This window comes from Undibacterium sp. Ji50W (assembly GCF_049340445.1).
Taxonomy (GTDB): Bacteria; Pseudomonadota; Gammaproteobacteria; order Burkholderiales; family Burkholderiaceae_D; genus Undibacterium.
On the sequence record NZ_JBMPOX010000020.1, the window covers coordinates 1 to 25,624 of the forward strand.

General features: G+C 51.5%; 23 protein-coding genes. 9 read left to right on the top strand and 14 right to left on the bottom strand.

What is annotated here, in order from left to right:
- Positions 1-369 precede the first annotated feature (369 nt).
- Positions 370-1,539 (bottom strand): vWA domain-containing protein, encoded by a 1,170-nt coding sequence (locus tag ACO0K9_RS21855; protein WP_422988387.1) that lies wholly within the window; start codon positions 1,537-1,539, stop codon positions 370-372.
- Positions 1,540-1,574: 35 nt separating this feature from the next.
- The gene (locus ACO0K9_RS21860) at positions 1,575-2,168 is read right to left on the bottom strand and encodes a GNAT family N-acetyltransferase (RefSeq protein WP_422988389.1); all 594 of its coding nucleotides are present in this window, start codon (positions 2,166-2,168) and stop codon (positions 1,575-1,577) included.
- A gap of 309 nt (positions 2,169-2,477) precedes the next feature.
- Between ACO0K9_RS21860 and rpsT the strand changes: the two genes are divergently transcribed.
- Positions 2,478-2,741, top strand: a complete 264-nt coding sequence (gene rpsT, locus ACO0K9_RS21865) for a 30S ribosomal protein S20 (protein WP_422988391.1) — start codon at positions 2,478-2,480, stop codon at positions 2,739-2,741.
- Between the two features lie 201 nt (positions 2,742-2,942).
- Here rpsT and ACO0K9_RS21870 read toward each other — a convergent pair whose 3' ends face one another.
- Both ACO0K9_RS21870 and ACO0K9_RS21875 read right to left on the bottom strand, forming a co-directional pair.
- Positions 2,943-3,161: a hypothetical protein gene (locus tag ACO0K9_RS21870; RefSeq protein WP_422988393.1), complete on the bottom strand. Its 219-nt coding sequence runs from the start codon at positions 3,159-3,161 to the stop codon at positions 2,943-2,945.
- Positions 3,162-3,306: 145 nt separating this feature from the next.
- On the bottom strand, positions 3,307-3,852 hold the full coding sequence (locus ACO0K9_RS21875; protein ID WP_422988394.1) for a pseudouridine synthase: 546 nt from the start codon (positions 3,850-3,852) through the stop codon (positions 3,307-3,309).
- 393 nt (positions 3,853-4,245) lie between these two features.
- On the opposite strand from ACO0K9_RS21875, the gene icd reads away from it, so the two are divergent.
- The 3 genes from icd to ACO0K9_RS21890 all read left to right on the top strand — a co-directional run bounded on the left by icd (position 4,246) and on the right by ACO0K9_RS21890 (position 10,047).
- Entirely contained in the window at positions 4,246-5,499 is a 1,254-nt protein-coding gene (gene icd / locus ACO0K9_RS21880) for an NADP-dependent isocitrate dehydrogenase (RefSeq protein WP_110257378.1), read from the top strand.
- Positions 5,500-5,963: 464 nt separating this feature from the next.
- The gene (locus ACO0K9_RS21885; RefSeq protein WP_422988397.1) at positions 5,964-8,705 is read left to right on the top strand and encodes a DUF3857 domain-containing protein; all 2,742 of its coding nucleotides are present in this window, start codon (positions 5,964-5,966) and stop codon (positions 8,703-8,705) included.
- A gap of 103 nt (positions 8,706-8,808) precedes the next feature.
- On the top strand, positions 8,809-10,047 hold the full coding sequence (locus ACO0K9_RS21890) for a hypothetical protein (protein WP_422988398.1): 1,239 nt from the start codon (positions 8,809-8,811) through the stop codon (positions 10,045-10,047).
- A 42-nt stretch (positions 10,048-10,089) separates the two neighbouring features.
- Here ACO0K9_RS21890 and ACO0K9_RS21895 read toward each other — a convergent pair whose 3' ends face one another.
- The 3 genes from ACO0K9_RS21895 to ACO0K9_RS21905 form a co-directional block, all read right to left on the bottom strand.
- Positions 10,090-10,770: a response regulator transcription factor gene (locus ACO0K9_RS21895; RefSeq protein ID WP_422988400.1), complete on the bottom strand. Its 681-nt coding sequence runs from the start codon at positions 10,768-10,770 to the stop codon at positions 10,090-10,092.
- A complete protein-coding gene (locus tag ACO0K9_RS21900; protein ID WP_422988402.1) occupies positions 10,767-12,134 on the bottom strand; it encodes a cache domain-containing protein in 1,368 nt (455 codons plus the stop codon). The genes ACO0K9_RS21895 and ACO0K9_RS21900 overlap by 4 nt, the downstream gene beginning before the upstream one ends.
- A gap of 147 nt (positions 12,135-12,281) precedes the next feature.
- Positions 12,282-12,485: a cold-shock protein gene (locus tag ACO0K9_RS21905; protein ID WP_162021162.1), complete on the bottom strand. Its 204-nt coding sequence runs from the start codon at positions 12,483-12,485 to the stop codon at positions 12,282-12,284.
- Between the two features lie 397 nt (positions 12,486-12,882).
- Between ACO0K9_RS21905 and clpS the strand changes: the two genes are divergently transcribed.
- From clpS to ACO0K9_RS21920, 3 genes are all read left to right on the top strand, one after another.
- Positions 12,883-13,191 (top strand): ATP-dependent Clp protease adapter ClpS, encoded by a 309-nt coding sequence (clpS, locus tag ACO0K9_RS21910; RefSeq protein WP_110257372.1) that lies wholly within the window; start codon positions 12,883-12,885, stop codon positions 13,189-13,191.
- Positions 13,188-15,488, top strand: a complete 2,301-nt coding sequence (gene clpA, locus ACO0K9_RS21915; protein WP_422988404.1) for an ATP-dependent Clp protease ATP-binding subunit ClpA — start codon at positions 13,188-13,190, stop codon at positions 15,486-15,488. The genes clpS and clpA overlap by 4 nt, the downstream gene beginning before the upstream one ends.
- Positions 15,489-15,599: 111 nt before the next feature.
- A complete protein-coding gene (locus ACO0K9_RS21920; RefSeq protein WP_422988406.1) occupies positions 15,600-15,878 on the top strand; it encodes a hypothetical protein in 279 nt (92 codons plus the stop codon).
- Between the two features lie 129 nt (positions 15,879-16,007).
- Here ACO0K9_RS21920 and ACO0K9_RS21925 read toward each other — a convergent pair whose 3' ends face one another.
- Positions 16,008-16,412, bottom strand: coding sequence for an OsmC family protein (locus tag ACO0K9_RS21925; RefSeq protein WP_422988408.1), 405 nt, complete (start codon positions 16,410-16,412; stop codon positions 16,008-16,010).
- Between the two features lie 29 nt (positions 16,413-16,441).
- Entirely contained in the window at positions 16,442-17,308 is an 867-nt protein-coding gene (locus ACO0K9_RS21930) for a pirin family protein (RefSeq protein WP_422988556.1), read from the bottom strand.
- A gap of 243 nt (positions 17,309-17,551) precedes the next feature.
- Between ACO0K9_RS21930 and ACO0K9_RS21935 the strand changes: the two genes are divergently transcribed.
- Positions 17,552-18,301, top strand: a complete 750-nt coding sequence (locus ACO0K9_RS21935) for an NADPH-dependent FMN reductase (RefSeq protein WP_422988410.1) — start codon at positions 17,552-17,554, stop codon at positions 18,299-18,301.
- 43 nt (positions 18,302-18,344) lie between these two features.
- Positions 18,345-18,827: a hypothetical protein gene (locus tag ACO0K9_RS21940; protein ID WP_422988412.1), complete on the top strand. Its 483-nt coding sequence runs from the start codon at positions 18,345-18,347 to the stop codon at positions 18,825-18,827.
- 457 nt (positions 18,828-19,284) lie between these two features.
- Here ACO0K9_RS21940 and dut read toward each other — a convergent pair whose 3' ends face one another.
- From dut to ACO0K9_RS21965, 5 genes are all read right to left on the bottom strand, one after another.
- Entirely contained in the window at positions 19,285-19,734 is a 450-nt protein-coding gene (gene dut / locus ACO0K9_RS21945) for a dUTP diphosphatase (protein ID WP_422988414.1), read from the bottom strand.
- Positions 19,735-19,792: 58 nt separating this feature from the next.
- Positions 19,793-21,007, bottom strand: coding sequence for a bifunctional phosphopantothenoylcysteine decarboxylase/phosphopantothenate--cysteine ligase CoaBC (coaBC, locus tag ACO0K9_RS21950; protein WP_422988558.1), 1,215 nt, complete (start codon positions 21,005-21,007; stop codon positions 19,793-19,795).
- A 17-nt stretch (positions 21,008-21,024) separates the two neighbouring features.
- Positions 21,025-21,552, bottom strand: coding sequence for a signal peptidase II (gene lspA, locus ACO0K9_RS21955; RefSeq protein WP_422988416.1), 528 nt, complete (start codon positions 21,550-21,552; stop codon positions 21,025-21,027).
- A gap of 103 nt (positions 21,553-21,655) precedes the next feature.
- Positions 21,656-24,520, bottom strand: a complete 2,865-nt coding sequence (gene ileS, locus ACO0K9_RS21960; protein ID WP_422988418.1) for an isoleucine--tRNA ligase — start codon at positions 24,518-24,520, stop codon at positions 21,656-21,658.
- A gap of 71 nt (positions 24,521-24,591) precedes the next feature.
- Complete coding sequence (locus ACO0K9_RS21965) at positions 24,592-25,569, bottom strand: bifunctional riboflavin kinase/FAD synthetase (protein WP_422988420.1); 978 nt, start codon at positions 25,567-25,569, stop codon at positions 24,592-24,594.
- Positions 25,570-25,624 lie beyond the last annotated feature (55 nt).

The following is a 25,624-nucleotide window of genomic DNA, read 5'->3' on the forward strand; positions in this document are numbered from 1 at the left end:
GAATTACCCATTCCTTTTGTTCTGCCGTATAGCGTACTCGTTTCATCTTACTCTGCCTTTCGCTCTCCAACGGGTTAGATTTCTGATGACGCGACATCTATCCTGACATGGAGGGGCTTCGCCAAAAGCAAGTATCCAAAGAAAAGGCGACCGCAGACTCGCTCCCTGCGGGAGTGCCCATTTATGTAGCGCAAAAAATGGGAAGGTCCGCAACTCGCTTCGCTCAAACATCGGACCTTCTTTTTCCATTTTCTGCACTACACAAATGGCTTCGTCCCAAGCGGATTAAGTTCAAAAGCAGAGTCAAAAGCAACGTCAATGCAACCAGTATTTACATTGCTATGTCCTGCACATCAGCGCAGCTAAACCTCACTTACTCAACAACCTCATCCCCCGCTCCAGCCCCTCTATCGTCACTGGAAACATGCGGTTGCTCATGATCTGTTTGATGACGGAGATCGATTGCCGGTATTGCCACAGGCCTTCTGGTTCGGGATTGAGCCAGATGTATTTGGGGAAGGCAGAGGTGAAGCGTTGTAGCCAGGTGGCGCCGGCTTCTTCGTTGTTGTATTCGACCGAGCCGCCAGCCTGCAGGATTTCGTAGGGGCTCATGGTGGCGTCGCCGACGAAGATGACCTTGGTGTCGGGCGTGTATTTGCGCAAGACATCCCAGGTCGGGAATTTTTCTGCATGGCGGCGGCGGTTGTTTTTCCACAGGTGGTCGTAGACGCAGTTGTGGAAATAAAAGAATTCCATGTTCTTGAATTCGGTCTTGGCGGCGGAGAATAATTCTTCGGTCTGGGCGATGTGGTCGTCCATGGTGCCGCCTACGTCCAATAGCATGAGCACTTTGATGTTGTTCTTGCGTTCTGGCTGCATCTTGATGTCGAGGTAGCCGGCGTTATTCGCGGTAGCCTTGATGGTGGCGTCCAGTGCCAATTCTTCTTCTGCACCCTGGCGGGCGAATTTGCGCAGACGGCGCAGAGCGACCTTGATGTTGCGGGTGCCGAGTTCACGTCCGTCGTCATAATCGCGGAAAGAACGCGCTTCCCACACCTTGACGGCGCTGCGGCCACCACCTTTGCCACCGATGCGTATACCTTCGGGGTTGGTGCCGCCATTGCCAAAGGCAGAAGTGCCGCCAGTGCCTATCCACTTGCTGCCGCCTTCGTGGCGTTCCTTTTGTTCTTTGAGTAATTCCTGCAGCCTGTCCATCAGCTTGTCATAGCCAAATTTCTCGATGGCGGCTTTTTGCTCATCGGTCAATTCACGTTCCATGCGCTTTGTCAGCCAGTCCAGCGGGATGTCGGGACGCTTTTCAAAGATGGTGTCTATGCCCTTGAAGTACAGGCCAAAAGCTTTGTCGAACTTGTCATAATGCGCTTCATCCTTGACCATGATGATACGCGACAGGAAATAGAAATCGTCCAGCGACATGCTGACCAGGCCTTTTTCCATGGCTTCCAGCAGCATCAAGAATTCCTTGATGGATACCGGTATCCTGGCGTCTTTCAGGGTAAAGAAAAAATCGATCAGCACTGGTCAGTCTCCCTATTTACTAGTGCAGCACTACACTAGGTTTCATATTTAGTATGCATGTATTGCAAATTCTTTTTCACACCCGGCCATTCAGAATTCAGGATGCTGTATACCACCGTATCACGGATGCGTCCATCCGGCAAAATCATGTGATTGCGCAGGACGGCATCCCGCTTGGCACCCAGGCGCTCTATCGCAGCCTGCGAGCGGCGGTTGAACCAGTCTGTGCGGAACTCGACGGCAATACAGCCAAATTCTTCAAAGGCATGGCCCAGCAACAGCAGCTTGCATTCGGTATTCACCGGGCTGCGTTGCACGCGCTGCGCATACCAAGTGTAACCAATTTCCAGGCGCTTGTTGTTCATGTCCATATTACAGTATCTGGTGGCACCGACAATCTGGCCGCTGGCGTTTTCACGCACGACAAAGGGCAGGGCTTTTTGCTGTTGTTGCATCTCCAGCGCGATATTCAGCCAGTTCTGGGTATTGTCAGGCGTGGGGACAGAGGTAAAAAACAGTTTCCACAACTCGCCATCGGCAGCGGCAGCCTGGATGTCGGCGATATGACCTTGTGTCAGCGGTTCCAGCGTGACATATTTTCCGCGTAGGGTCAGGGGTATGCAATTCATGGCGAAGCTTTCACATATAAAAAGGGTGTGGCAGGTAAACCGGCGAGTAAGCGGTAAAATAGTGTTTAGCAGCTAGTTTTGCACCGTTTACCCCCATGCGCATAGATACAGTCAGGCATTTATTGGGCATGACAGTTGCGAAAATCCTGCTTCCACGCGAAAAACAGGCATGCTTGTGGCAAGATTCGACAGGAATGCTTGCCATTAAAAATAAATCCAGTTATACTGCAAAGCTGTATAGAATTTTTGCGACGTGGCATTTAATCAAATGTTTTGACCTCGTCGCTTTGACCACGTTTAGGAAATCTCATGGCAAATACCGCACAAGCACGCAAACGTGCTCGTCAAGCAGTTAAACTGAATGCACACAACTCCAGTCAGCGTTCCACGCTGCGCACAGCGATCAAAGCTGTTCGTAAAGCAATCGAAGCTGGTGACAAAGCTGCTGCAACTACAATTTTCCAAAGCTCCGTTTCGGTTATCGACCGTATCGCTGACAAGAAAATCATTCACAAAAACAAGGCAGCTCGCCATAAGAGCCGTCTGGCATCTGCTTTGAAAGCACTGGCTTAATTTTTAAGCCTGCTTTTAAGCAAGACCAATAAGCTTTTGCATTGGTAGTCTAGATTACCAAGTCTAGCTTGGCCTGAAGTGAAAAAAAACCGCAATGTCTTGCGGTTTTTTGCTTTGTGCGCTGCCATGTTGTCTAAATTCAGACAATAAAAAAAGGCAGGGGATAAGCCTGCCTTGCTTTTACACTAAAAAGTGTAAAAATTACATCGATGCGGATGCGGAAGCAGATGCTGCTTTTTTATGTTTTTTCGCTTTTTTAGCTGGTTTGGATGCATCAGTAGATGCAGCCGCTGCGGCAGAAGCAGATGCGGATGCCGAAGCTTTGGCTGGTGCAGATGCTTTAGCTGAAGGAGCAGATGCTTGGGCAAAAGCGGCAGAAGCAAACAGACATGCGACCAGAGCGGCGATCAATTTTTTCATTTTAATGTCCTTCATCAAGAGTTGGTTAATAGTGATTCAATTGAATCATGGTAAATAACGCGATCAGTTACCCGGGCGTTGACAGGAATTCTAATTAATTTATATGGTTTCAGGCATTTTTTCTAAAATTCCGTGCAAGTTTTGTTTAAAGTTTAACTTCTAGCCATTCGCCGGGCAATAAAGGGTGGGTTTCCAGTGAATAGCCCCCTATGCTGCTTCTGACCAGACGCAGGGTTGGCAGGCCGACTGCCGCGGTCATACGCCTGACCTGGCGATTTTTCCCTTCTGATAAAGTCATGCTCAACCAACTGGTGGGGATGCTGGCGCGGTCGCGCACGGGTGGTGTGCGTGGCCACAACCATTCGGGTGGATGGATGTGCTTGACGATGCAGGGCTGGGTCACAAAATCACCCAGGTCCAGTGGCTGGCGCAGTTTCTCCAGTGCTTCCCGGCCGGGCGTGCCTTCCACCTGCACCAGATAAGTCTTGGCTTGTTTATGGTCAGGATGGCTGATGCGGTTTTGCAATTGACCGTCATCAGTCAGTAACAACAGTCCTTCACTATCGGCATCGAGCCTGCCAGCAGGATAGATATGGGGAATCTTGACGTAATCAGCCAGGGTAGGGCGGGTGGGGTGTGCAGAGAACTGGCACATCACATTAAAGGGTTTATTGAGCAAAATCAGTTTCATGCCAATATGGTAACCGTAAAATGCCTGAAGCAAAAACCGTCAGCAATCCAGGAAGGATCGTCCGGGTCTGCCGTCATCAACAAAGATGATTTTTATTCACCATAAACCTGCCCACAAGCCACATAAGGACTATGATGGAGATTGCCGAAGGCAGGCTTGCAGCGTGAATCTGGCTGCCTTGATGCCAGCAAAGCTGACAAACTGATGGCATACAGTAAAATAGTAGTGCATAATACGAAATGATGGTCTTGTGTCTTATAGAAGAGTTAATGCAAAAGTCATGCTGTCCTGATCTGCTGGATCAGTCAAATTGACGACCGGCAACATATGGGCATGCAAGACAAATGAAGAGAAAAGCGCGACCCGCTTGATCGCCCAACTACGGAGAAAACGATGTATCAACATATTCAAGTACCTGCTGAAGGTAAACAAATTACCGTCAATGCTGATTTTTCGCTGAATGTTCCTGACAATCCTATCATCCCTTTCATTGAAGGTGATGGCACTGGTGTTGATATCAGCCCGGTCATGATCAAGGTCGTTGATGCGGCCGTAGCGAAAGCCTATGCAGGCAAGCGCAAAATCAGCTGGATGGAAATCTATGCCGGTGAAAAATCCACTAAAGTCTATGGCCCTGATGTTTGGCTGCCAGAAGAAACACTGAAAGTCTTGAAAGACTACGTTGTTTCCATCAAAGGCCCACTGACTACGCCAGTTGGCGGCGGCATCCGTTCTTTGAACGTGGCCCTGCGTCAAGAACTGGACCTGTACGTCTGTCTGCGCCCAGTGCGTTATTTCAAAGGCGTGCCTTCCCCAGTGCGTGAGCCAGAAAAAACAGATATGGTCATCTTCCGTGAAAACTCTGAAGATATCTATGCTGGTATTGAATTCGCTGAAGGTTCTGACCAGGTTAAAAAACTGATCAAGTTCCTGACCGAAGAAATGGGCGTCAAGAAAATCCGTTTCCCTGAAACTTCTGGTATCGGCGTCAAGCCAGTATCCCGTGAAGGCACAGAACGTCTGGTACGCAAAGCGATTCAGTACGCTATCGACAATGACAAGCCATCCGTGACTATCGTCCACAAAGGCAACATCATGAAGTACACCGAAGGTGGCTTCCGTGACTGGGCTTATGCTTTGGCACAAAAAGAATTCGGCGCAGAACTGATCGATGGCGGCCCATGGTGCAAATTCAAGAATCCTAAAACAGGCAAAGAAATCACTGTCAAGGATTCCATCGCTGACGCCTTCCTGCAACAAATCCTGTTGCGTCCGGCAGAATACAGTGTGATCGCTACACTGAACCTGAACGGTGACTATATCTCTGATGCGCTGGCAGCCCAGGTTGGTGGTATCGGTATTGCTCCAGGCGCTAACCTGTCTGACTCTATCGCCATGTTTGAAGCAACCCACGGTACAGCACCTAAGTACGCCGGTAAAGATTATGTGAACCCAGGTTCCCTGATCTTGTCCGCAGAAATGATGTTGCGCCACATGGGTTGGCTGGAAGCCGCCGATCTGTTGATCAGCGCTACAGAAAAAGCCATCACAGCCAAGAAAGTCACTTATGACTTCGCCCGTCTGATGGAAGGCGCGACCCAAGTGTCTTGCTCCGGTTTCGGCGATGTCATGATCGAAAACATGTAAATTCCAATATTGTGATACGGCTTGCAGCAAGCCGTATCACCTGTAAGGAAAGCAATAAAAAGCCCTTTGTCGCAAGACAGAGGGCTTTTTGCTGGTTGCGAGTTTTTAGCATGAAAATAAATCAATCTGATAAAATTATCCCGACAAACAAATCTCGAAGTTGGTTTTCAGAGCAGGCATAGATTGTTGGATCATGGCTTCGGGACTCCGGCACGACCATACTGGTCTGTGTTTTCATGGCTGTTGATCATCATAATCCGCAATAATGCCACTCGCTTTTCTTGATTGTATTTTCAAGCCAGTGAACCATTCCTTGCATACTTATGACGCCATACAAAACAAGTAAAAAAGCAACTGAAGCGATATCTCTGACAAGACTATCTTGCAGACTGAATCAACAGTTCAACTACGGCTTTCTCTTTGTCTGTTGTGCAGTTTTTCTGGTATTGCTATGCAATGGCCTGGTGCATGCAGCCCAAACGGATAATCCTGGCACAGGCAAATCACAAGATCCGCAACGCTTTGAAAAGAACCTGACGCGCGGCGAGGCTGTTCCGGCCTGGGTTGAGCAAGACCAGGGAAAACAGGTCGCGGATGCCAGCATCACAGCACCACTGGTGATTCGCCTGTCCGACGTCCAGGTATATGTCGACAAGCAGCCTGGCACTTACATCCATCGCATGACGCAGGTGAATGAAGCGTCCATGCTGACCCAGGTGGGCAGGATAGAAATCCCTTTCCACCCCGAATACCAGCGAGTCGGCCTGCACAGCGTGCGGGTATTGCGCGGTGCCACCGTGTTTGACAAGACCACGACGGCCGACATCCGCTATCTGCAAATGGAGAGTGATCTCGATTCTGGCATCTTCACCGGTTCTGTCACTGCCTCTATCGTGATCGACGATATACGGGTGGGTGATATTGTTGATATAGCCTATACAACGACGGGGCAGAATCCTGTCTTTGACGGGAACTTCTTTCAAACCATGTTGTGGGATAACAGTTTTCCCACCTTGCGCAAGCGTGTGCGCCTGAGTTCGCCTATCAGCAGACCGATCAATTACCGGGTGATAGGACAGGGTAACGGCGCTATCCAGACCAGGGAAGAACAAGTCGCTGGTCGCAAAATCATGAGCTTTTCTGCCGGCCCCATGAAAGCGATCGAGTATGAACCGTATGTTCCGAGCGACGTACTCCAGTTCCGGGCGATACAGTTTTCAGAATTTTCACAATGGCAGCAAGTGAGTCAATGGGCGCAAAACCTGTTTGATGTGAGCAACACCAGTGCCGATGTCGAAAAAGTCGTTGCCGGTTTGCGTGGTGCGGCCAATTCCGATGAAACGGTGCAGCAAGCCCTGGCCTACGTACAAAACGAGATACGCTATCTGTCGATTTCCATCGGTGAAAATTCGCACAAACCTTTCCCTCCGGACGTGGTTTTGTCGCGTCGTTATGGTGACTGCAAAGATAAATCCCTGTTGCTGGTGACCATTTTGCGCAAGCTGGGTATAGAGGCGTCACCCGTATTGATTTCTGCCACCAATCCAAGACTGGCCGGAAAAATGCTGCCCACACCGATGGCCTTTGATCATGCAATAGTCCGGGCCAGGGTGAATGGCAAGACCTACTATCTGGACCCGACCCGGGCGGCTCAGTATGGCCCCCTGACCAATATGGGCCAGGTACATGAAGGGGCGGAAGTGCTGGTGATTCAAAAAGAGACGCGCGATCTGGCTACCGTCCCGAAAAAAGATGAAGGCACACAGACCATCAACGGCAGGGTAGAGAAAATCCGCTTGCAGAAATTGGACGGACTGGCAGATTTCCAGCTTATCCACCAATACTCTGGGGTTGAGGCAGAACAGGTGCGTCACTACCTGGCCAGCCAGACCAGGGAACAGGTCAAGAACGGGTATATTGCTTCCGTTTTGCGGCGCTATCCGAATGCCGAACTGCGATCCGGACCAACGGTGACAGACAATCGCCAGGCCAATACCCTGAACATAGAGTTGAATTTCCAGATCCCCGGCATGCTGGAAAAGACAGCTGCTGGATGGCAATTGCGTTATCAGGCATCGAATATGCGTGAGCGTTTTGTCTTGCCAGAAAACCCCAAGCGCACCCAGCCACTGGTGGTGGCTGGCCTTACGCCATTGATTCGGTATGAACTGGAAATCAACCTGCCTGAAGAAATCAATGCGAATTACACGCCATCGACTTCAAAGATAGACAACCCGGCATTCCAGGCCAGCGAGGTGTTGACGTTTAAAGGGAATGTGTTCCGGGCTTCGGTAGAACTGCGCACCTTGAGAGACCGGGTAGCGCCGCAGGAAGTGGTCGAGTATATGGCAGATACGCGCAAATTCGGCGCGATGATGGAAGGCGCGGCGAACGTACGCAAGACAGATGTGCGGGAGGCCGCCGACCGCAAGCCCGTCGCCGACCTGCCGCTGAAACAAAAAATAAGCGAGCAACTGGAAGAAAACATCCGCAGCAAGACCCGGCTCATCAATGAGGCGCGCGCCAACAGCAGCAATGCTGGCATCGCTTTATGTGAGCGCGGCTTGTCCTATGCCCGCATGGGAAGAAAATCTGAAGCCAATGCCGATTTGCAGGCCTTGCAAAAAGAAGCACTGGATGCCCAGGTGTTGTTACGCTGCCGTGCAAAAATTTATTTTGCGATTGGTGATTTCAAGAATAGTGAAAGCGATGCCGGGCGTTTGCTGGCGCAAGCCCCTGCCGATGGTGATGTTCATATGCTGAGGGGCATGTCTCTGTTCGCGCTGGCAAAATGGCGTGAAGCAGCTGACAGTTTTGCCTTGAGCTTTGATCAAAGCAATACCAGTCACGCCAAATTACGCGCCAATATCCTGCGTCAGTTGGCGCTGAAACGTCAAAATCCGCAAGCTACGCTGGCAAGCACGATAGACAGTGGTGACGACTGGCTCTATGACATGCTGGCAGCGACCAATACCGGCGGAAAATCAGAAGACCAGGTATTGCATCAGGTGCATAAGCGCACTGGAGATGAGTTGGACGCCGCCCTGGCAGAAGCTTATTTCTATATTGCGCAACTAAATATCATCAACGGCAACAAGATCAAGGCCATGGTGTATATGCAGCGTTCTGTTGAAAAAGGAATATTGACGGCTGAATACAGACCCTTGGCGGAGCTTGAAGCAGAGCGACTGAAGAAAAATAAGTAAAGTAATAAAAATATTTAGTACGGCCAGGAGCTGCAACGCTTTGGGGCGGTTTTGCGTCAGTCCTAAAAAAATCAAAAATTATAAAATGAATGAGGGAATGAAAATGTCTGTATGGCGATTATTAATAATGCTGTTTTTGTCTTGTTTGTCTTGCCTTGCTTCGTTTGCTGAAGCGGCGGTGATACCCATCACCACTCCGGCCCGCGTCGAGGATGTGCAGCAAATTGTGCGTATGTTTGGTTTAGACCAGGGGATACAGAATTCCATCCGGCGTGAAGTGGAAACCAATAACAGAGCAAAGCCTGAGACGTATATGGACCAGGAAATTTTCATGCGGCCTTTTACCGTCGATGCCATTAATCTGCATACCTCCACCGTGCTTGCCAAGTATTTGTCGTCTGACTATGCGCAAAAGCTGTTGAAGGAATTACCCAAGCCGATAGGCAGGATTTCTACTCGACTGTGGCAAATCCAGACGAATCAAAACCTGGATGCCGCGAAAGCTGAATTCAATAAATTGCCCATCGCCGACCGCAAGGCCCTGAATGAATTTCGTGCGACACCCACTGTCCTGAGCATAATCAATGCATTGAGAAACAGTCAGAATGAACGTGAGGAAGAGTTGGGTAACTGGTCCAAGAATGAAATGCAGGCCCGCATACGCCAGGCCCGCAAATCGATTGCCGAGTTGATGGAAATGAGTCTCAAACTTGAAAAAGATGAGCTGGGCGAAAACGTCAAGTTATCTGAGCGCATTCCGCTGACTGGCCAACGGTTTTTTGACCAGGAGGCACGCCTGACTTTCGACTATCTGCGCGCCAACCTCAAACAGAATATGCAATTTTCTGAAGAGATGAAAGCCATAGACCTTGGCGATGTTTTGCTGCCAGCAAATTTGACCACGCGCGAAGGATTGGAAAAAGGCAATCTTACCTTGTTGGCTGCGGAAAATATGTTCGATAATAATTCAAAGCGCTTTGACAGCTTGCGTGCGACCTATACCGACGCGGTAGAAAGAATCGTCATGACGCCGCAGCAAAGGCAGGAAATTGTGGCTGACAATAAAAAGACCATGGAAGACATCCTTGATCGCCGGATACGCCGCAATGAATATTTGCGGTCGTTTCTGGAATTGAAAAAGCAGGTGCTAGCCTTGTGTGAAAGTCGCTTTGGCAAAATCAAACTCGAAGCTGGTAGCCTGATGTTCGACACTGAACAGGATCTGAACCAATATAACGGCCTGGTCAGGCAGATCAATACCGCAAGACAAGGCTTGCTCGATGTAGAAAAAGAAGGGGTGGACGATAGAACCCGTGCACTCGAAGCATACAAAAAGAAATAAGCTGAACAACCGACCTGCGGGTCGGTTTGTTTATTGCAGGACTTAGGCAATCACATTATTCAAGGCATACCGTATCAAATCCGCCTGTCCCTCGATATTGAGCTTGCGCTTGATATTCAGTCTGTGGGTTTCCACGGTCCTGACGCTCAGGCCCAGTTCATTGGCGATGTGTTTATTGGATTTGCCGGTGGCAATGCTTTTTAATATGTCTTGTTCCCGCTGGGTCAGTATCTGGCTGTTGTCGGGTGTGCCGCTCTGTTTTTTCAGGCCGGAACTGAAATACGTGCCGCCAGCGATGACCGTGTCGATAGCCTCAATGATTTCCACCGCCGGGGCATCTTTCAGGACATAGGCGCGCGCGCCAGCCTGCATGGACTGGTTCACATATTCTGCCTTTTCATGCATGGACAGCATGATGACGGCAATGTCCGGGTAGTCGGCCTTGAAACGGGCTGTCAGGCTGATGCCATTCCCTGTCCCAAGGTTGATATCCATCAGCACCAGGTTGATCCTGGTAGAGGCGGCAATGGCCAGCGCTTCTTCAGCGTTACCGGCTTCGCCAGCGACGTGGATGGTGGCGATGGTTTCCAGCCGGGCACGCAGGCCATCCCTGACCAGCGGGTGGTCATCCACCAGCAGCAGGTGGACCTGGGTTGGCTGTTGATTGGCGCTGTCTGGCGCAGCTTCTGTCAGCAGTGGCTGGACCGTTTGTTGGTCGGTCATGTGTCTTCTCCGTTCGGAATGCGGGCGATGACGGTGGTGCCGTCATTATTTGATTGTAGTTCCAGGCTGCCGTTGATGGCGGCCAGTCGTTCGCGCATATTGCTGAGGCCTATGCCGCGGTGCGGGTGGTTGGCCACGCCCTTGATGTCGAAGCCGCTGCCGTCATCGGTAATGATGAGGCAGATGCTGCTGCCTTCGCAATTCAGTTGCATATCGACATGGCTGACTTTTTCGGCATGTTTGTGGATATTCGTCAGCGCCTCTTGCGCCACCCGGAACAGCACGGTATTGCTGATTTCACTCAGCGCATGGAAATCACCTTCGGCGTGGAAGCTGACCGGCAGGGACGTGGCGCTTTCAAATTCGTCCGCCAGGTGCCCAAATGCGGCCACCACGCCCAAATCATCGAGCAGGGCAGGGCGGAGGTTGTGGGAAATGCGTCGCACCTCGCTGAGGGCTTCGTTAAGCTGGTCGGTGGCACGCGCGAAGGAAGTCTTGGCGGCATCCGGGTTGCCATTATTCTGGCCCAGCTTGACCTGGCCGGATTCGATCTGCAGCTTGATCGATACCAGCAACTGGCTAAGGCCGTCATGCAGGTCGCGCGACAGGCGGGCCCGTTCATCTTCCTGTGAGCTGACCACGCTTTGCGCCAGCACTTTGAGCTTGGCTTCAGCCAGCCGCGATTCACTGATATTCAGCGCCAGCCCGGACAAGGCAATCAGCAGGGCGCTGATGAGGGCAATGCCGGCGATCCAGGACATGGTGCTTTGTATGTTTTTCGCCACTTGTATGTCAATTTTATTGAGGGCGTTGTCGACATCGTCCAGGTAAATGCCGGTGCCCAGCATCCAGCCCCATTGTTCCAGCATGACCACATAGCCAAGCTTGGGCATGACCTTGTGCATGGATGGCTTTTCCCACATGTAGCGGATGGCACCGCCACCGGATTTGGCCTTGTTGATCAAATCCTGGATGGTGAAATTGCCTTGTGGGTCAGTCATGCCCCATAAATCCTTGCCAACCAGGTCGGGCTGGCGCGGGTGCATCAGGTTTTTGCCCTGCATGTCATAAATGTAAAAATAACCATCGTCGCCAAAATCCAGTGCGGCCAGGATCTTCTTGGCTTCTTCGCGGGTGGCCGGGCTTTGTTGTTTGCTGTTGTAAAGATGGGAAACGGCCGCTGTGCCCAGGGTGACATAATGCTTGAGCTCGGCTTCCTTGCTGGCCAGGTAAGCTTGCTCAACTGTGTTTCTTTGCTGCTTGGCGAGAAAGGTTGCCTGGTAAAACACGGCTAGCGCTATCCCGGCAAAGGACAACAGGAAGGGCGCCACCGCCAGCAGGATGATTTTATACCTGAGTTTCATGAAGCAAATCGGGTTCCGGGTAGCGCTACAATCAAAAGGAGTTCTACTGTAGCCTTGAACCGGATTTAAGGCAAAATGAATGCAGGCGGGCAGCAGGTGAAAAAAAACCCCGCCTGAGCGGGGTTTTTCATAAAGCCAGAATCGGTATTAAGGATTTTGGATGTTGGAAGCTTGCTTGCCTTTAGGGCCTTGCGTGACTTCGAACGTTACTTTTTGACCTTCTTTCAGGGTCTTGAAGCCGTTCATCTGGATTGCGGAAAAGTGGGCGAACAAATCCTCACCGCCGTCATCCGGAGTGATAAAGCCGAAACCTTTGGAATCATTGAACCACTTGACGGTACCTGTTGCCATAATGCATCTTTCAAATAGAAACTAATCACACGAGCCGTAAAAGCAAGAAACCTAGCACTATGCTACCTCCCCCTTGACCTGCTCACTTCATATTGACAATTTAGTACTTATCTTGTCAATAAATATCATTCTTGGCGGAAAAAAAGCTAAAGTCAAGAAACTTTTGGTTACAAATGCACTAGTCACTCAGTACTGTTGTATTTTTACTTAATGACAAGAAAATCCCGTAAATTAAACGGAAATAAATAGATTTTTAAAAGAAACTTGATCTATGGGAATTAATCACCATCTGCGAGAAAAGCCGAAAGCGCGTAACATTTGATCAGGGCGAGAATTAAGCTGGTTTTATTCGCTTATTATTTGTCTCTGGAGTGAATCAACGTACTAGAATATACGTATGGGAAACAAGCAAGAAAACGGTACGATACTGGAACGCCAGGCTCAGAAGCTAAAGCCGCCTTCCATGTACCAGGTGATTTTATTGAATGATGACTACACTCCTATGGAATTTGTGGTGGCCATCGTACAAGAATATTTTAACAAGGATCGTGAGACTGCCATGCAGATCATGCTCAAGGTGCACAGGGATGGCAAAGGGATATGTGGCGTTTATTCCAAGGATATTGCGCTGACCAAAGTGGAACTCGTTTTAACGCACGCCCGTAAGGCAGGACACCCCCTGCAATGTGTGATGGAGGAAGTATGATTGCGCAAGAACTGGAAGTTAGTCTGCATATGGCCTTTGTTGAGGCCAGGCAGGCTCGTTATGAATTCATCACGGTCGAGCATTTATTGCTGGCCTTGCTGGACAACCCTTCCGCAGCGGAAGTCTTGAGGGCTTGCGCTGTCAATATTGACGATTTGCGCAAAACCCTGGGTAATTTCATTACCGACAATACACCTACCGTCCCCGGTACCAGTGAAGTCGATACCCAGCCAACGCTGGGTTTCCAGCGCGTGATCCAACGCGCCATCATGCATGTGCAGTCGGCATCGAATGGCAAGAAAGAGGTCACCGGTGCCAACGTGCTGGTTGCCATCTTTGGCGAAAAAGATTCCCATGCGGTGTATTATTTGCATCAGCAGGGCGTGACACGCCTGGACGTTGTGAACTTCATTTCGCACGGCGTGCGCAAGGACAGTCACAACGAACCGGCCAAATCACCAGAAGGTAACGAAGAAAACGCCGCCGAAGCCCAGGTCAAGGAAAACCCGCTTGACCAGTTCACGCAAAACCTGAACAAGGCTGCCGCCGAAGGCAAGATCGATCCACTGATCGGCCGTGACAGCGAAGTAGAGCGCGTGATCCAGATCCTGTGCCGTCGTCGCAAAAACAACCCGCTGCTGGTGGGCGAGGCCGGTGTTGGTAAAACCGCCATCGCCGAAGGCCTGGCATGGCGCATCACCCAAAGTGATGTACCCGATATTTTGAATAATGCCGTAGTCTATTCACTGGACATGGGTGCCTTGCTGGCGGGTACCAAATACCGTGGCGATTTCGAGCTGCGCCTTAAAGGTGTGCTGAAGCAGTTGAAAGACACACCCAACGGCATCCTGTTCATTGATGAAATCCATACCATCATCGGTGCCGGTTCGGCATCGGGCGGTACGCTGGATGCATCCAATCTGTTGAAACCGGCGCTGTCCAGCGGCCAGTTGAAGTGCATCGGTGCGACAACTTACACAGAATACCGTGGTGTGTTTGAAAAAGACCACGCCCTGGCACGTCGTTTCCAGAAAATTGATGTCAATGAGCCAACCGTGGAACAAACCGTGCAGATTTTGCGTGGTCTGAAATCCAAGTTTGAAGAACACCACAACGTCAAGTATTCTGCATCGGCGCTGGCGACTGCGGCTGAACTGTCTGCCCGTTTCATCAATGACCGTCATTTGCCTGACAAGGCCATCGACGTGATTGACGAAGCTGGCGCGGCACAGCGCATTTTGCCCAAATCCAAGCAAAAGAAAACCATAGGCAAGGCCGATATCGAAGACATCATCTCGAAAATTGCCCGTATTCCGCCACAGACTGTCAATCAGGACGACCGCAGCAAGCTGCGCACCATAGACCGCGACCTGAAAAACGTGGTCTTTGGTCAGGAACCTGCGATTGAAGCGCTGTCATCTGCCATCAAGATGGCACGTGCCGGCCTGGGCAAGACAGACAAGCCTATCGGTTCTTTCCTGTTCTCCGGTCCTACCGGCGTCGGCAAGACCGAGGTCGCTAAGCAACTGGCGTTCACCCTGGGTATAGAACTGATACGCTTCGACATGTCGGAATACATGGAAAGGCATGCCGTCAGCCGCCTGATCGGCGCGCCACCAGGTTATGTTGGTTTTGATCAGGGTGGTTTGCTGACTGAAGCCATCACCAAAAAACCACATGCCGTGCTGTTGCTGGATGAAATTGAAAAAGCCCATCCGGATGTCTTCAACATCCTGTTGCAGGTCATGGACCATGGCACCTTGACGGATAACAACGGTCGCAAGGCGGATTTCCGCAACGTCATCATCATCATGACCACCAATGCCGGCGCTGAAAGCCTGCAGAAACGCTCTATCGGTTTCAATGACAGTAAAGAAGCCGGTGATGAAATGGCGGATATCAAGCGCATGTTTACGCCTGAGTTCCGCAATCGTCTGGATGCCATCATCAGCTTCCGTGCGCTGGATGAAGAAATCATCCTGCGCGTGGTCGACAAGTTCCTGATGCAGCTCGAAGAGCAATTGCATGAGAAAAAAGTTGAAGCGACATTCACGGATAATTTGCGTAAATTCCTGGGTAAAAAAGGCTTTGATCCGCTCATGGGTGCCCGTCCTATGGCACGTTTGATACAGGACATGATACGTAAAGCCTTGGCGGATGAACTTTTGTTCGGTAAGCTGGTGACGGGTGGTCGCGTGATTGTGGACCTGGATGACAAAGACCAGATCAAACTGGAATTTTCTGAAGGCGATGCAACTCCGCCAGAAACATCGCAAGAGGTGGTTGAAGTCGAATAAACTGCTACACACCCCGCACGTGCTTGGAACGTGTTGACGATCTAAGCACGTGCGGGGCCTTCCAGACAATAATGAGCAAGGGTTGCACACCTATGCGCAAAGGAGACAAGTATGGCTGGCTTGAAACTTCCCACCTATATACTGGAATATACAACCAAGACCATCGATGCCGTGTTATCGCAAACGGCACTCGAAGGTAATGAAGTAGAAATTGATGTGTATGAACGCATGGATGCCAGCAAAAAGCATACGGCATCCGGTATCCGGATCAAGGGTGACGGCGACATGTTTCGCGTATCCGTCACGACGGCAGGCGGCTCGCATAGTGATGACTGGAACTACACCATCTTGCGGGAATCAGCAGGACGCAGCCGCAAGATGAAAAAATAAGCCCTGTCAGTGAAAAAGTAAGCAAAGCAAAAGCCCGGTTATGCGCCGGGCTTTTTACTTTGCTTTTGTTTTCGCTTTTTGCTTTTACTTTTTTGCTTTTACTTTTTATTACTGGGTTCAACCTGGTAGTCAACCCGCGCTGGTGATAATCGTCGGTGAGCTGGTGATGGTCTTGTGTACCGGGCATTTGGCTGCGATGGCAATCAGGCGGGTGCGCTGTTCTTCGGTCAATTCTGCACCCTGCAGGATGACTTCTTTCGTGAATATATCCTGCACACCTTCCTTGTGGTGGGTCAGTTTGACTTCCACCTTGTCCAGCGGCCAGGCATGCTGGCGCGCATACCAGCGTACTGTGATGGCAGTACATTCACCCAGTGCTGCGGTCAGCAGGTCATACGGGGCAGGGCCCAGGTTGCCCCCTTCTACATCCAGCGGCTCGTCACCTTTGATGTGGTGGCCGGATACAGCGATGTCGACAGCAAAATTACTTTCGCCGGTTTCGATGACATGGGCGGAAATGGTTTGATCACTCATGGTCTTGTTCCTGTTTCGATTGGTGGTTCTTAGTCTGGCAGCGGGATAAATTCATCGTCGCCAGGTACTTTGCCCAGGCGGCCCGCTTTCCAATCATCCTTGGCCTGCTCGATGCGCGCTTCCGAGGTCGATACAAAATTCCAGAAAATATAACGCTGCTCAGGCAGGGTGGCACCACCCAGCAAGACCAGGTGGGCATCGCTGCTGGCGGTGATGGTTACTTCTGTGCCTTCTTCAAACACAGGCATGCTGCGCTGCTGTATGGTTTCATCACCGATACGCAATTCGCCTGATATCAGGTACAGGGCACGCTCGGCATACTCTGCTGGCACCTGCAACTGGCTACCAGCGGGCATTTTTGCTTCCACGTAAAACAGCGGGCTGAATATTTTTACCGGTGCCGTATGGCCATAGGCAGAACCAGCGATCAGCTTCAATGCCACCTGGCCGATGTCAAATGTGGGCAGGGTATCTGCCGCATGGTGATGGAACTCTGGTTCCACTTCTTCAAATTCTTTCGGCAGCGCGACCCAGCTCTGCAAGCCATGCAGGGTACGGCTCTGCTTACGCTGCTCCGGGCTGCTGCGCTCAGAATGCACGATGCCGCGCCCGGCCGTCATCCAGTTGACGGCACCGGCCAGGATTTCCTGTTCTGAACCCAGGCTGTCACGATGGTACATATTGCCTTCAAACAGATAAGTCACCGTCGCCAGACCTATGTGCGGATGCGGGCGTACATCCATGCCATGTCCGGCTTCAAATTCGGCTGGACCCATATGGTCCAGGAAGATAAACGGGCCTACCATATGCCGTTTGGCAAATGGCAGGATGCGGCCAACTGTAAAGCCGCCAAGATCCTTGACGCGCGGGCTGATGATCAGGCTGATGACACTCATATGCATGGTCCTTTCCGGATGAGTCTGACATAGAAGCCGGAGTGATATATCCAGCAAGCATGGGCAGACATTAAAACTGGTTTTGCCATGGATTGTAATTCCAAAGCAAGCATCCTGCATTGCATGACGTTGCACTGCAAAAAAACGGATGAAAACTATTATATTTGATATAATTTTTTTGCGTAACAATGAATCGGTTTTTAGCGGCTTGCTCATATTTCTTCATGGAGATGTGACAGGCGCATGTCATCCACTCTTCGTCAGGCAACAGCTTCCTATGCAGGCACTGTTAAAACTTCGTGCACGCTTATTTTCCAGCATGGTGACATTGTTCAACATGCTGCAACACCCACCTATGCTGCCGAAGTACCGCTGGCATTTGTTGAGCTGGATGATCTTGTGCGGTGGCCTGAGCGCCTGTTCCTTCGTCAAACTTTCTCATTTACTCATTTTTACCAGGAAGCCATCATGAAACTACTCGCCTTCGCTGCCAGCAGCAGTAAAAAATCCGTCAACAAACAACTGGTCACCTATGCCGCCCACCTGGTTGCCGGTGCCGAAGTAGAAGTGCTGGACTTGAATGATTATGAATTGCCGCTGTTCAGCGTGGACAAAGAAGCCGATCTCGGCAAGCCCGCACTGGCCCTGGCCTTTTTGGACAAGATCGCCAATAGCGACGCTATCCTGATTTCCTTCGCTGAGCACAATGGTTCATACAGCGCTGCCTATAAAAACCTGTTTGACTGGTGTTCCCGCGCGAATGGCAAGGTGTTCCAGGGTAAGCCCATGGTAATGCTATCCACATCCCCCGGCGCACGCGGCGGCGCCAGCGTCCTGGCATCCGCCACGACCTCTGCACCGTTCTTTGGCGGACAATTAAAAGCCAGTCTGTCAGTGCCGACCTTTTATGAGAATTTTGATGTGGAGAAGCAGGAATTGAAGAATGAGGAGTTGAAGGAGAAATTGCTGGCAGCGTTGGCGACGCTGGCTTGAGGGCGCCAAGCCATTGCGCTGTTTCGCCAGATTGGCGTTGCGATTGAATGACGGCAAGCCTATCAGCGTCGCTCCAGCGGCGTTGTTTTTGTGCTGTACTTTGATTGAAACGAATGCCCTTCGTGGGACCAAGCCGGGTCTCGGCCCGGCAGCCGAATTCCTTTCTTTGCTTCGCCAAAGAACGGAATCAAAGAAAGGCGACCGCAGACTCGCTCCCTGCGGGAGTGCCCATTTATGTAGCGCAAAAAATGGGAAGGTCCGCAACTCGCCTGCGGCTCAAACATCGGACCTTCTTTTTCCATTTTCTGCACTACACAAATGGCTTCGTCCCAAGCGGAAGAGAGTCAAAGACAAATACAACGTCAAAATCAACAACAAAGTCAAAAGCAACTGCAACACCAACACCATGGTTAATCGATGTCATTCAAATAAATATGAATGCGGTTGTGTTGACGTTGGTTTTGACTTTGTTGTTGCAGTTGTTTTTGACGTGGACTTTGACTTTAATCCGCTTGGGACGATGTAATTTGTGCGTCACAGAAAATGGATCAGAAAGCTTCGTGTTTGAGCGTAGCGAGTTTCGGATCTTCCCATTTTTTGTGATGCACAAATTATGCTGAAGCGTAGCGTAAGCACCCGAAGGGCGAGTCTGCGGTCGCCTTTCTTTGATTCCGTTCTTTGGCGAAGCAAAGAAAGGAATTCGGCCGCCGGGCCGAGACCCGGCTTGTGTCCACGAAGGGCAATCGTTTCAATCAAAGTACGGCACAAAAACAACGCCGCTGGAGCGACGGTATGATGATTGCCGTACATCGAAAGAAACCCATCCCCACCCTGGCCCTCCCCTTGAAGGGGAGGGAATTCAGCCTTCTCCTTGAAGGAGAAGGAGTAAATGCCGTTCCGACTTGTTCACCTTGGCGCTGGCAAGTCGTAGCAAAAAGCATGCATTACAAAAGTCCGGCACAGGCCGAACCCAGCCACCATCCTTAATGCTTACCCGTACTCCCAAACCCACCCTCACCACGCTCGCTCTGCCCAAATTCATCAACAATATTAAAACCCACCTGCAACACCGGGACGATGATTAGTTGTGCCAGTCTTTCCATGGGTTGCAGGGTGAATTCTGATTGGCCGCGGTTCCAGGTGGATACCATCAACTGGCCCTGGTAGTCGGAATCGATCAGGCCGACCAGGTTGCCCAGCACGATGCCGTTTTTGTGGCCCATGCCGCTGCGTGGCAAGATCATGGCGGCGTAGCCGGGGTCGGCGATGTGGATGGCCAGGCCGGTGGGAATCAACACTGTCTGACCGGGCTGAATGGTGATGGCGGCATCGATGCAGGCGCGCAGGTCGAGGCCGGCGCTGCCGGGGGTGCCGTAGGCGGGCAGCAAGTCTTTCATACGGCTGTCGATGATTTTCAGGTCTATGTTTTTCATGGTATTGAGCAAAAAATAATGCCCGAAGGACGCTGGCCCCTGGGCATGAATGGAAGAATTAAATCAGGCTGGTACGCAAGGCGATTTCAGCTACCAGGTTCTGGGCCAGGGTGTGTTTGTCTGCGCGTGGCAGGGCGGTATGGCCTTGCTCGTCAAACAGTACCAGCTCATTGTCGTCCTTGCCAAAGGTATGGTGGCCGATATTGCCAACCAGCAGCGGGATGTTTTTCTTGAGGCGTTTGGCGGCACCGTATTGCAACAGGTTTTCTGATTCGGCGGCAAAGCCTACACAGTAAGGGCGATCGGGCAGGGCGGCTACGGCTGCCAGAATGTCCGGGTTTTGGGCAAATTGCAATTGTGGCGTATCACTGTCGCAGGTTTTTTTCAGTTTCTGCGCGCTGGCATTGGCGACGCGCCAGTCTGCAACGGCGGCAACGGCGATGAAGATATCCTGCCTATGTTGTGTCGACTGCGCCAGTTGCGCCATCACGGCATCATGCATTTGTTGTGCAGTCTGTACCTGTATGCGGTGCACGCCATACGGGACATCCAATGCGGTAGGGCCAGAGACCAGGGTGACGACGGCACCAGCTTCCCAGGCAGCCTGGGCAATCGCATAACCCATCTTGCCAGATGACAGATTGGTGATGCCGCGTACCGGGTCTATCGGTTCAAACGTGGGGCCAGCGGTGATCAGTACATGTTTGCCAGCCAGTGTCTTGGGCTGGAAGGCTGCGATGATTTCTGTCAGCAACTGTGCAGGTTCCAGCATGCGGCCCATGCCGGTTTCGCCACAAGCCTGGTCGCCAGCGGCGGGGCCAAGGAGATGTATGCCATCGGCCCTGATCTGTTGCACATTGCGCTGGGTGGCGGGGTTTTGCCACATTTCCACATTCATGGCGGGGGCGACCAGCAGCGGCAGGTCGGCCGGGCGGGCAACGCACAAGGTGGATAGCAAATCATTGCAGGCACCATGGGCCAGCTTGAAGATAAAATCGGTACTGCAGGGCGCAATGACGATGGCGTCAGCATCACGGGTCAGGTCTATGTGCGGCATGTTGTTGCTGATGCGTGCATCCCACTGGTCGGTATACACGGTATTGCCAGACAGGGCCTGCATGGTCACCGGGGTGATGAAGTGAGTGGCTGATTCTGTCATCACCACCTGCACTTTGGCACCGGCTTTGCCCAGCGCCCGCGTCAATTCTGCGATTTTGTAGCAGGCTACGCCACCGGTCAGGCCCAGAACGATCTTTTTACCAGCCAGTCGCAGACTCATGGTGCTACTCCTTATTTTTTCACGCGGCGCAATTCATCCAATATGAATAATGCCGCACCGACGCAAATCGCGCTATCGGCGATGTTAAAGGCCGGGAAATGATAAATTTCCAGGTAATGGAAATCCAGAAAATCTATTACATGGCCATATAGCAGCCTGTCGATGACATTGCCCAGGGCACCACCCATGATCAGTGCCAGCGCCGTGCAAAACAGTTTTTGCCCGGCATGGCGCTTCATCAGATACGTAATGTAGGCGGCCGCTATCAAACCAATAGCCGTAAATAAATAACGCTGCCAGCCAGTTTCAGTCGCCAGGAAGCTGAACGCTGCGCCCTTGTTATAGGCCAGGGTCAGGTTAAAAAATGAGGTGATGCTCAGGGTCTCGGCATAGGCAAAGGCCTTGCTGATGGTGATCTTGCTGACCTGATCCAGCAAGATGACGATGGCAGCCAGACCCAGCCAGGGCACGAGGCCAGCGCCAGAAGAGCTGGAACCTGAATAATTATTTGAAACAGCAGGTTTTTTTTTGGTTGCCATGGGCATTGAACTCTTGTGAAGTCTTGGTGAATACGGGCTGGGTCAGACTTGCGTTTGATCCAGCCCGTATGACAAATGCTTATTTAAACTTTCTTAAACTTACTTATGCATACCGACGTGTTTCGCCAGCACCAAACAGGTTGCTGACGCAACGGCCACACAGCCCGGGGTGTTCTGGATTGCTGCCTACATCCGCACGATAATGCCAGCAACGCTCGCATTTTTCATATTTGGACGGGGCAACGACTACGGCTTCTTCGGCTTCGCTGGCAACCTGTTCCACACCGGCTGCTGAGGTGATCAGGGTAAATTTCAAGTCATCGGCAAAGCTGTTCAATACATCAAACTTGCTGCCGCTGGCCTTGATCGTCACTTCTGCCTGCAAGGATGAACCGATGCCACCGGCCACGCGTACTTCTTCCAGCTGCTTGGTGACATCCGTACGGACTGCACGCAGGGCGGCATACTTGGCCAGCAAGGCTTCTGCATCGGCGATCTCTGGCAGGTTGTAATAAGTTTGCGTGAAGATGGTTTCATCGCTGTCTTTGTAGGCATCGGCAGCGGCAAAGAACTGCCATGCTTCTTCAGCGGTGAAAGACAGCATCGGTGCCATCAGGCGCAGCAGCGATTGCGTGATATGCCAGATAGCGGTTTGTGCAGAACGGCGCGCATGCGAAGTCGTGCCGCTGGTGTACAGGCGGTCTTTGAGGATGTCGAGGTAGAAACCACCCAGGTCTTCCGAGCAGAAAGACTGCAATTTGCTGACCACAGGGTGGAATTCAAATGCTTCAAAATGTGCCAGGATATCTTTTTGCAATGCTGCCATATTGGCGATGGCGTAACGGTCTATCTCCAGCAAGTCATTGATGGCGACTGCATCTTTCGCAGCATCAAAATCAGAGGTGTTGGCCAGCAAAAAACGCAAAGTATTGCGGATGCGGCGATAGGCTTCCGTCACACGTTTCAGGATTTCGTCGGAGATGGACAGTTCACCCGAATAATCGGATGAAGCAACCCACAGACGCAAGATATCGGCACCCAGAGTGTCAGATATTTTTTGTGGTGCCAGCGTATTGCCCAAAGACTTGGACATTTTCTTGCCGTCGCCATCGACCGTGAAACCATGTGTCAACAAGGCCTTGTAAGGCGCACGGCCATCCAGCATCGACGCCGTCAACAACGAAGAATGGAACCAGCCGCGATGCTGGTCAGAACCTTCCAGATACAAGTCTGCCGGGAACTGTGATTGTTGTTTGTGCGAGCCGCGCAAAACCGTTTGATGCGTCACGCCAGAATCAAACCAGACATCCAGGGTGTCGCGGTTTTTTACATACATGGCAGCTTCATCACCGAGCAAATCAGCAACTTCGATTTTTTGCCAGGCTTCGATGCCTTCTTTTTCTATGCGCAGGGCGATTTGCTCCAGCAGCTCTGGTGTGCGTGGATGCAATTGGCCAGTTTCCTTATGCAGGAAGAAAGCCATAGGCACCCCCCATTGACGCTGGCGCGACAAGGTCCAGTCAGGGCGGTTGGCGATCATGCCATGCAAACGCGCCTTGCCCCATGCCGGGAAGAAGGCGGTGTCATCAATCGCTTTCAATGCTGTCTGACGCAGGCTGTCACCACCGGCTTTGGGTGTATTGTCCATGCTGGCGAACCACTGTGAGGTGGCGCGATAGATGATCGGTGTCTTATGACGCCAGCAATGCATGTAACTATGTTCAAACATCTTGAACGAAAACAGGGTGCCCGCTTCGCGCAGTTTGTCACAGATAGGCTTGGATGCTTCCCAGATCGTCATGCCAGCAAAGAACGGCAGGCTGGACGCAAATTTACCATCACCCATCACAGGGGCGATGATGTCGTCATCCTTCATGCCATGCGCCTTGCATGACTGGAAATCTTCGATACCGTAAGCTGGCGCAGAGTGCACCACGCCAGTACCGGTTTCTGTACTCACGTATTCGCCCAGGTAGACTGGCGAAAAACGGTCATAGCCAGCATCCATTGCTGCCAGTGGATGCTTGAATTTGATTTCAGACAAATCCGCACCCAGGCAAGTCGCGATGACTTCACCTGTCAGGCCATAGTTGCTCAGGCTGGCTTCGACCAGGTCTTTTGCCAGTATCAGCAAGATGTCTTCACCGTCGCGCTGGGTCTTGACCAGGGCGTAAGTGATTTCCGGGTGCATGTTCAGCGCCTGGTTGGATGGGATGGTCCATGGTGTTGTGGTCCAGATGACGCAGTAACCTTTGTCCAGCGGCAGCTTGGCCAGCTTGAAGGCAGCGGCCAGTTTGTCATGTTCCGCAAACGGGAAGCCGACATCGATAGATGGGTCGCGTTTGTTTTCGTATTCGACTTCAGCTTCCGCCAGGGCAGAGCCGCAGTCAAAACACCAGTTGACCGGTTTCAGGCCGCGATAGACATAGCCTTTTTCCAGCAACTTGCCAAGCGCACGCAATTCATCTGCTTCATTGCCAAAGGCCATGGTTTTGTAGGGATTATCCCATTCACCCAAAACACCCAGGCGGATGAAGCCGGCTTTTTGTTTTTCTATCTGTTCATTCGCATACACGCGTGCCTTGGCGTGCACCTCGGCCACTGGCAGGTTTTTGCCAAACAGTTTTTCTACCTGGATTTCGATGGGCATGCCGTGGCAATCCCAGCCAGGTACATACGGTGCATCAAAGCCAGCCATGGTACGGGCTTTGACGATCATGTCTTTCAATATCTTGTTGACGGCATGACCCAGGTGGATGTCACCATTGGCATAGGGTGGGCCATCGTGCAGGATGAATTTCGGGCGACCGGCAGACGCCTTGCGCACACGTTCATAGATTTTCTTGTCTTGCCATTCCTTGACCCACTTGGGTTCGCGCTTGGCCAGATCGCCGCGCATGGGGAAAGCTGTTTCGGTCATGTTGACCGGGTATTTACTGGCAGTTTTTGCCGCTTTGTTTTCAGACATAATGAGTTTTCTATTTTTAAAATCGGGATGAAGTCACAAACAAGTACAGTAAAAGTACAACAAGGTGAGCTTCAAATTCGGTCAGTGGCAGAGCGGGCAGGGCGGTGGCTGTCGGCAAAATAGGCGCGTGCCTGATCTGCATCCTTGTTGATGGCTGCAGTCAGGGTCGGCAAGTCTATGTATTTTTCTTCGTCGCGCAGTTTTTTCAAAAATTCTATCTGCACGACTTTGCCGTAAGCGTGACCGCTGTAATCAAATACATGGGTTTCCAGCAGCACGCGGCCGCTGTCATCAACCGTAGGGCGCACACCCAGGCTGGCCACGGCAGGCAAAGGCTGGTCAGACAAACCATGGACCTGCACGATAAAGATGCCATTCAGGGCCGGGCGGTGATGGGCGATACGCAGGTTCAGCGTAGGGAAACCAAGGCTGCGCCCCAGCTTTTGGCCATGTACCACATGGCCAGAAATACGGTAAGGGTGACCGAGCAAGGCTTCGGCCTCATCAAAATCGCCATTCGCCAGGGCCAGGCGCACTGCTGATGAAGAAATGCGCACGCCCTTGTTTTGTACCGAAGGCAGGGTTTCCACGGTAAAGCCAAAGCGTTGTCCGGCTTCAGTCAGGGTAGCGATATCACCGGCGCGTTTGGCACCAAAGCGAAAATCTTCACCGACCATGACCCATTTGACGTGCAGGCCATCGACCAATACTTTTTCGATGAAGTCTTGCGGCGACAATGCGGCGAAATGGGCATTGAAATGTTCAACGATCACCCTGTCCACACCCGCTGCCTGCAGCGAAGCCATGTTGTCGCGCAAATTGGCGATACGGGTAGGTGCTTTCGAGATGTCACCCAGCATCTGGGCAAAGAATGCGCGCGGATGTGGTTCAAATGTCATCACGGCAGCTTCTATGCCCAGACGTGTGGCCGCATCCCGCAAACGGGCAAGCAAAGTCTGGTGGCCCAGATGCACGCCATCAAAATTGCCTATCGCCAGCGCACAGGGTGCACGGGAGGCTGCATTTGGAAGTCCGCGAAATACCTTCATTGTTTCCAGAAAACTGCTGCAAAGCCTTAGATTATAAATCGTTTCAGCAGGCTAT

Coding starts and splice junctions, on each gene's coding strand:
- ACO0K9_RS21930 (WP_422988556.1), bottom strand. CDS start 17,308: ATGAGTGTCATCAGCCTGATCATCAGCCCGCGCGTCAAGGATCTTGGC.
- dut (WP_422988414.1), bottom strand. CDS start 19,734: ATGAAAAACATAGACCTGAAAATCATCGACAGCCGTATGAAAGACTTG.
- ACO0K9_RS21895 (WP_422988400.1), bottom strand. CDS start 10,770: ATGACCGACCAACAAACGGTCCAGCCACTGCTGACAGAAGCTGCGCCA.
- rpsT (WP_422988391.1), top strand. CDS start 2,478: ATGGCAAATACCGCACAAGCACGCAAACGTGCTCGTCAAGCAGTTAAA.
- ACO0K9_RS21890 (WP_422988398.1), top strand. CDS start 8,809: ATGTCTGTATGGCGATTATTAATAATGCTGTTTTTGTCTTGTTTGTCT.
- ACO0K9_RS21920 (WP_422988406.1), top strand. CDS start 15,600: ATGGCTGGCTTGAAACTTCCCACCTATATACTGGAATATACAACCAAG.
- ACO0K9_RS21900 (WP_422988402.1), bottom strand. CDS start 12,134: ATGAAACTCAGGTATAAAATCATCCTGCTGGCGGTGGCGCCCTTCCTG.
- clpS (WP_110257372.1), top strand. CDS start 12,883: ATGGGAAACAAGCAAGAAAACGGTACGATACTGGAACGCCAGGCTCAG.
- lspA (WP_422988416.1), bottom strand. CDS start 21,552: ATGGCAACCAAAAAAAAACCTGCTGTTTCAAATAATTATTCAGGTTCC.
- ACO0K9_RS21905 (WP_162021162.1), bottom strand. CDS start 12,485: ATGGCAACAGGTACCGTCAAGTGGTTCAATGATTCCAAAGGTTTCGGC.
- icd (WP_110257378.1), top strand. CDS start 4,246: ATGTATCAACATATTCAAGTACCTGCTGAAGGTAAACAAATTACCGTC.
- ACO0K9_RS21860 (WP_422988389.1), bottom strand. CDS start 2,168: ATGAATTGCATACCCCTGACCCTACGCGGAAAATATGTCACGCTGGAA.
- ACO0K9_RS21925 (WP_422988408.1), bottom strand. CDS start 16,412: ATGAGTGATCAAACCATTTCCGCCCATGTCATCGAAACCGGCGAAAGT.
- ACO0K9_RS21875 (WP_422988394.1), bottom strand. CDS start 3,852: ATGAAACTGATTTTGCTCAATAAACCCTTTAATGTGATGTGCCAGTTC.
- ACO0K9_RS21870 (WP_422988393.1), bottom strand. CDS start 3,161: ATGAAAAAATTGATCGCCGCTCTGGTCGCATGTCTGTTTGCTTCTGCC.
- clpA (WP_422988404.1), top strand. CDS start 13,188: ATGATTGCGCAAGAACTGGAAGTTAGTCTGCATATGGCCTTTGTTGAG.
- ACO0K9_RS21965 (WP_422988420.1), bottom strand. CDS start 25,569: ATGAAGGTATTTCGCGGACTTCCAAATGCAGCCTCCCGTGCACCCTGT.
- ACO0K9_RS21935 (WP_422988410.1), top strand. CDS start 17,552: ATGTCATCCACTCTTCGTCAGGCAACAGCTTCCTATGCAGGCACTGTT.
- ileS (WP_422988418.1), bottom strand. CDS start 24,520: ATGTCTGAAAACAAAGCGGCAAAAACTGCCAGTAAATACCCGGTCAAC.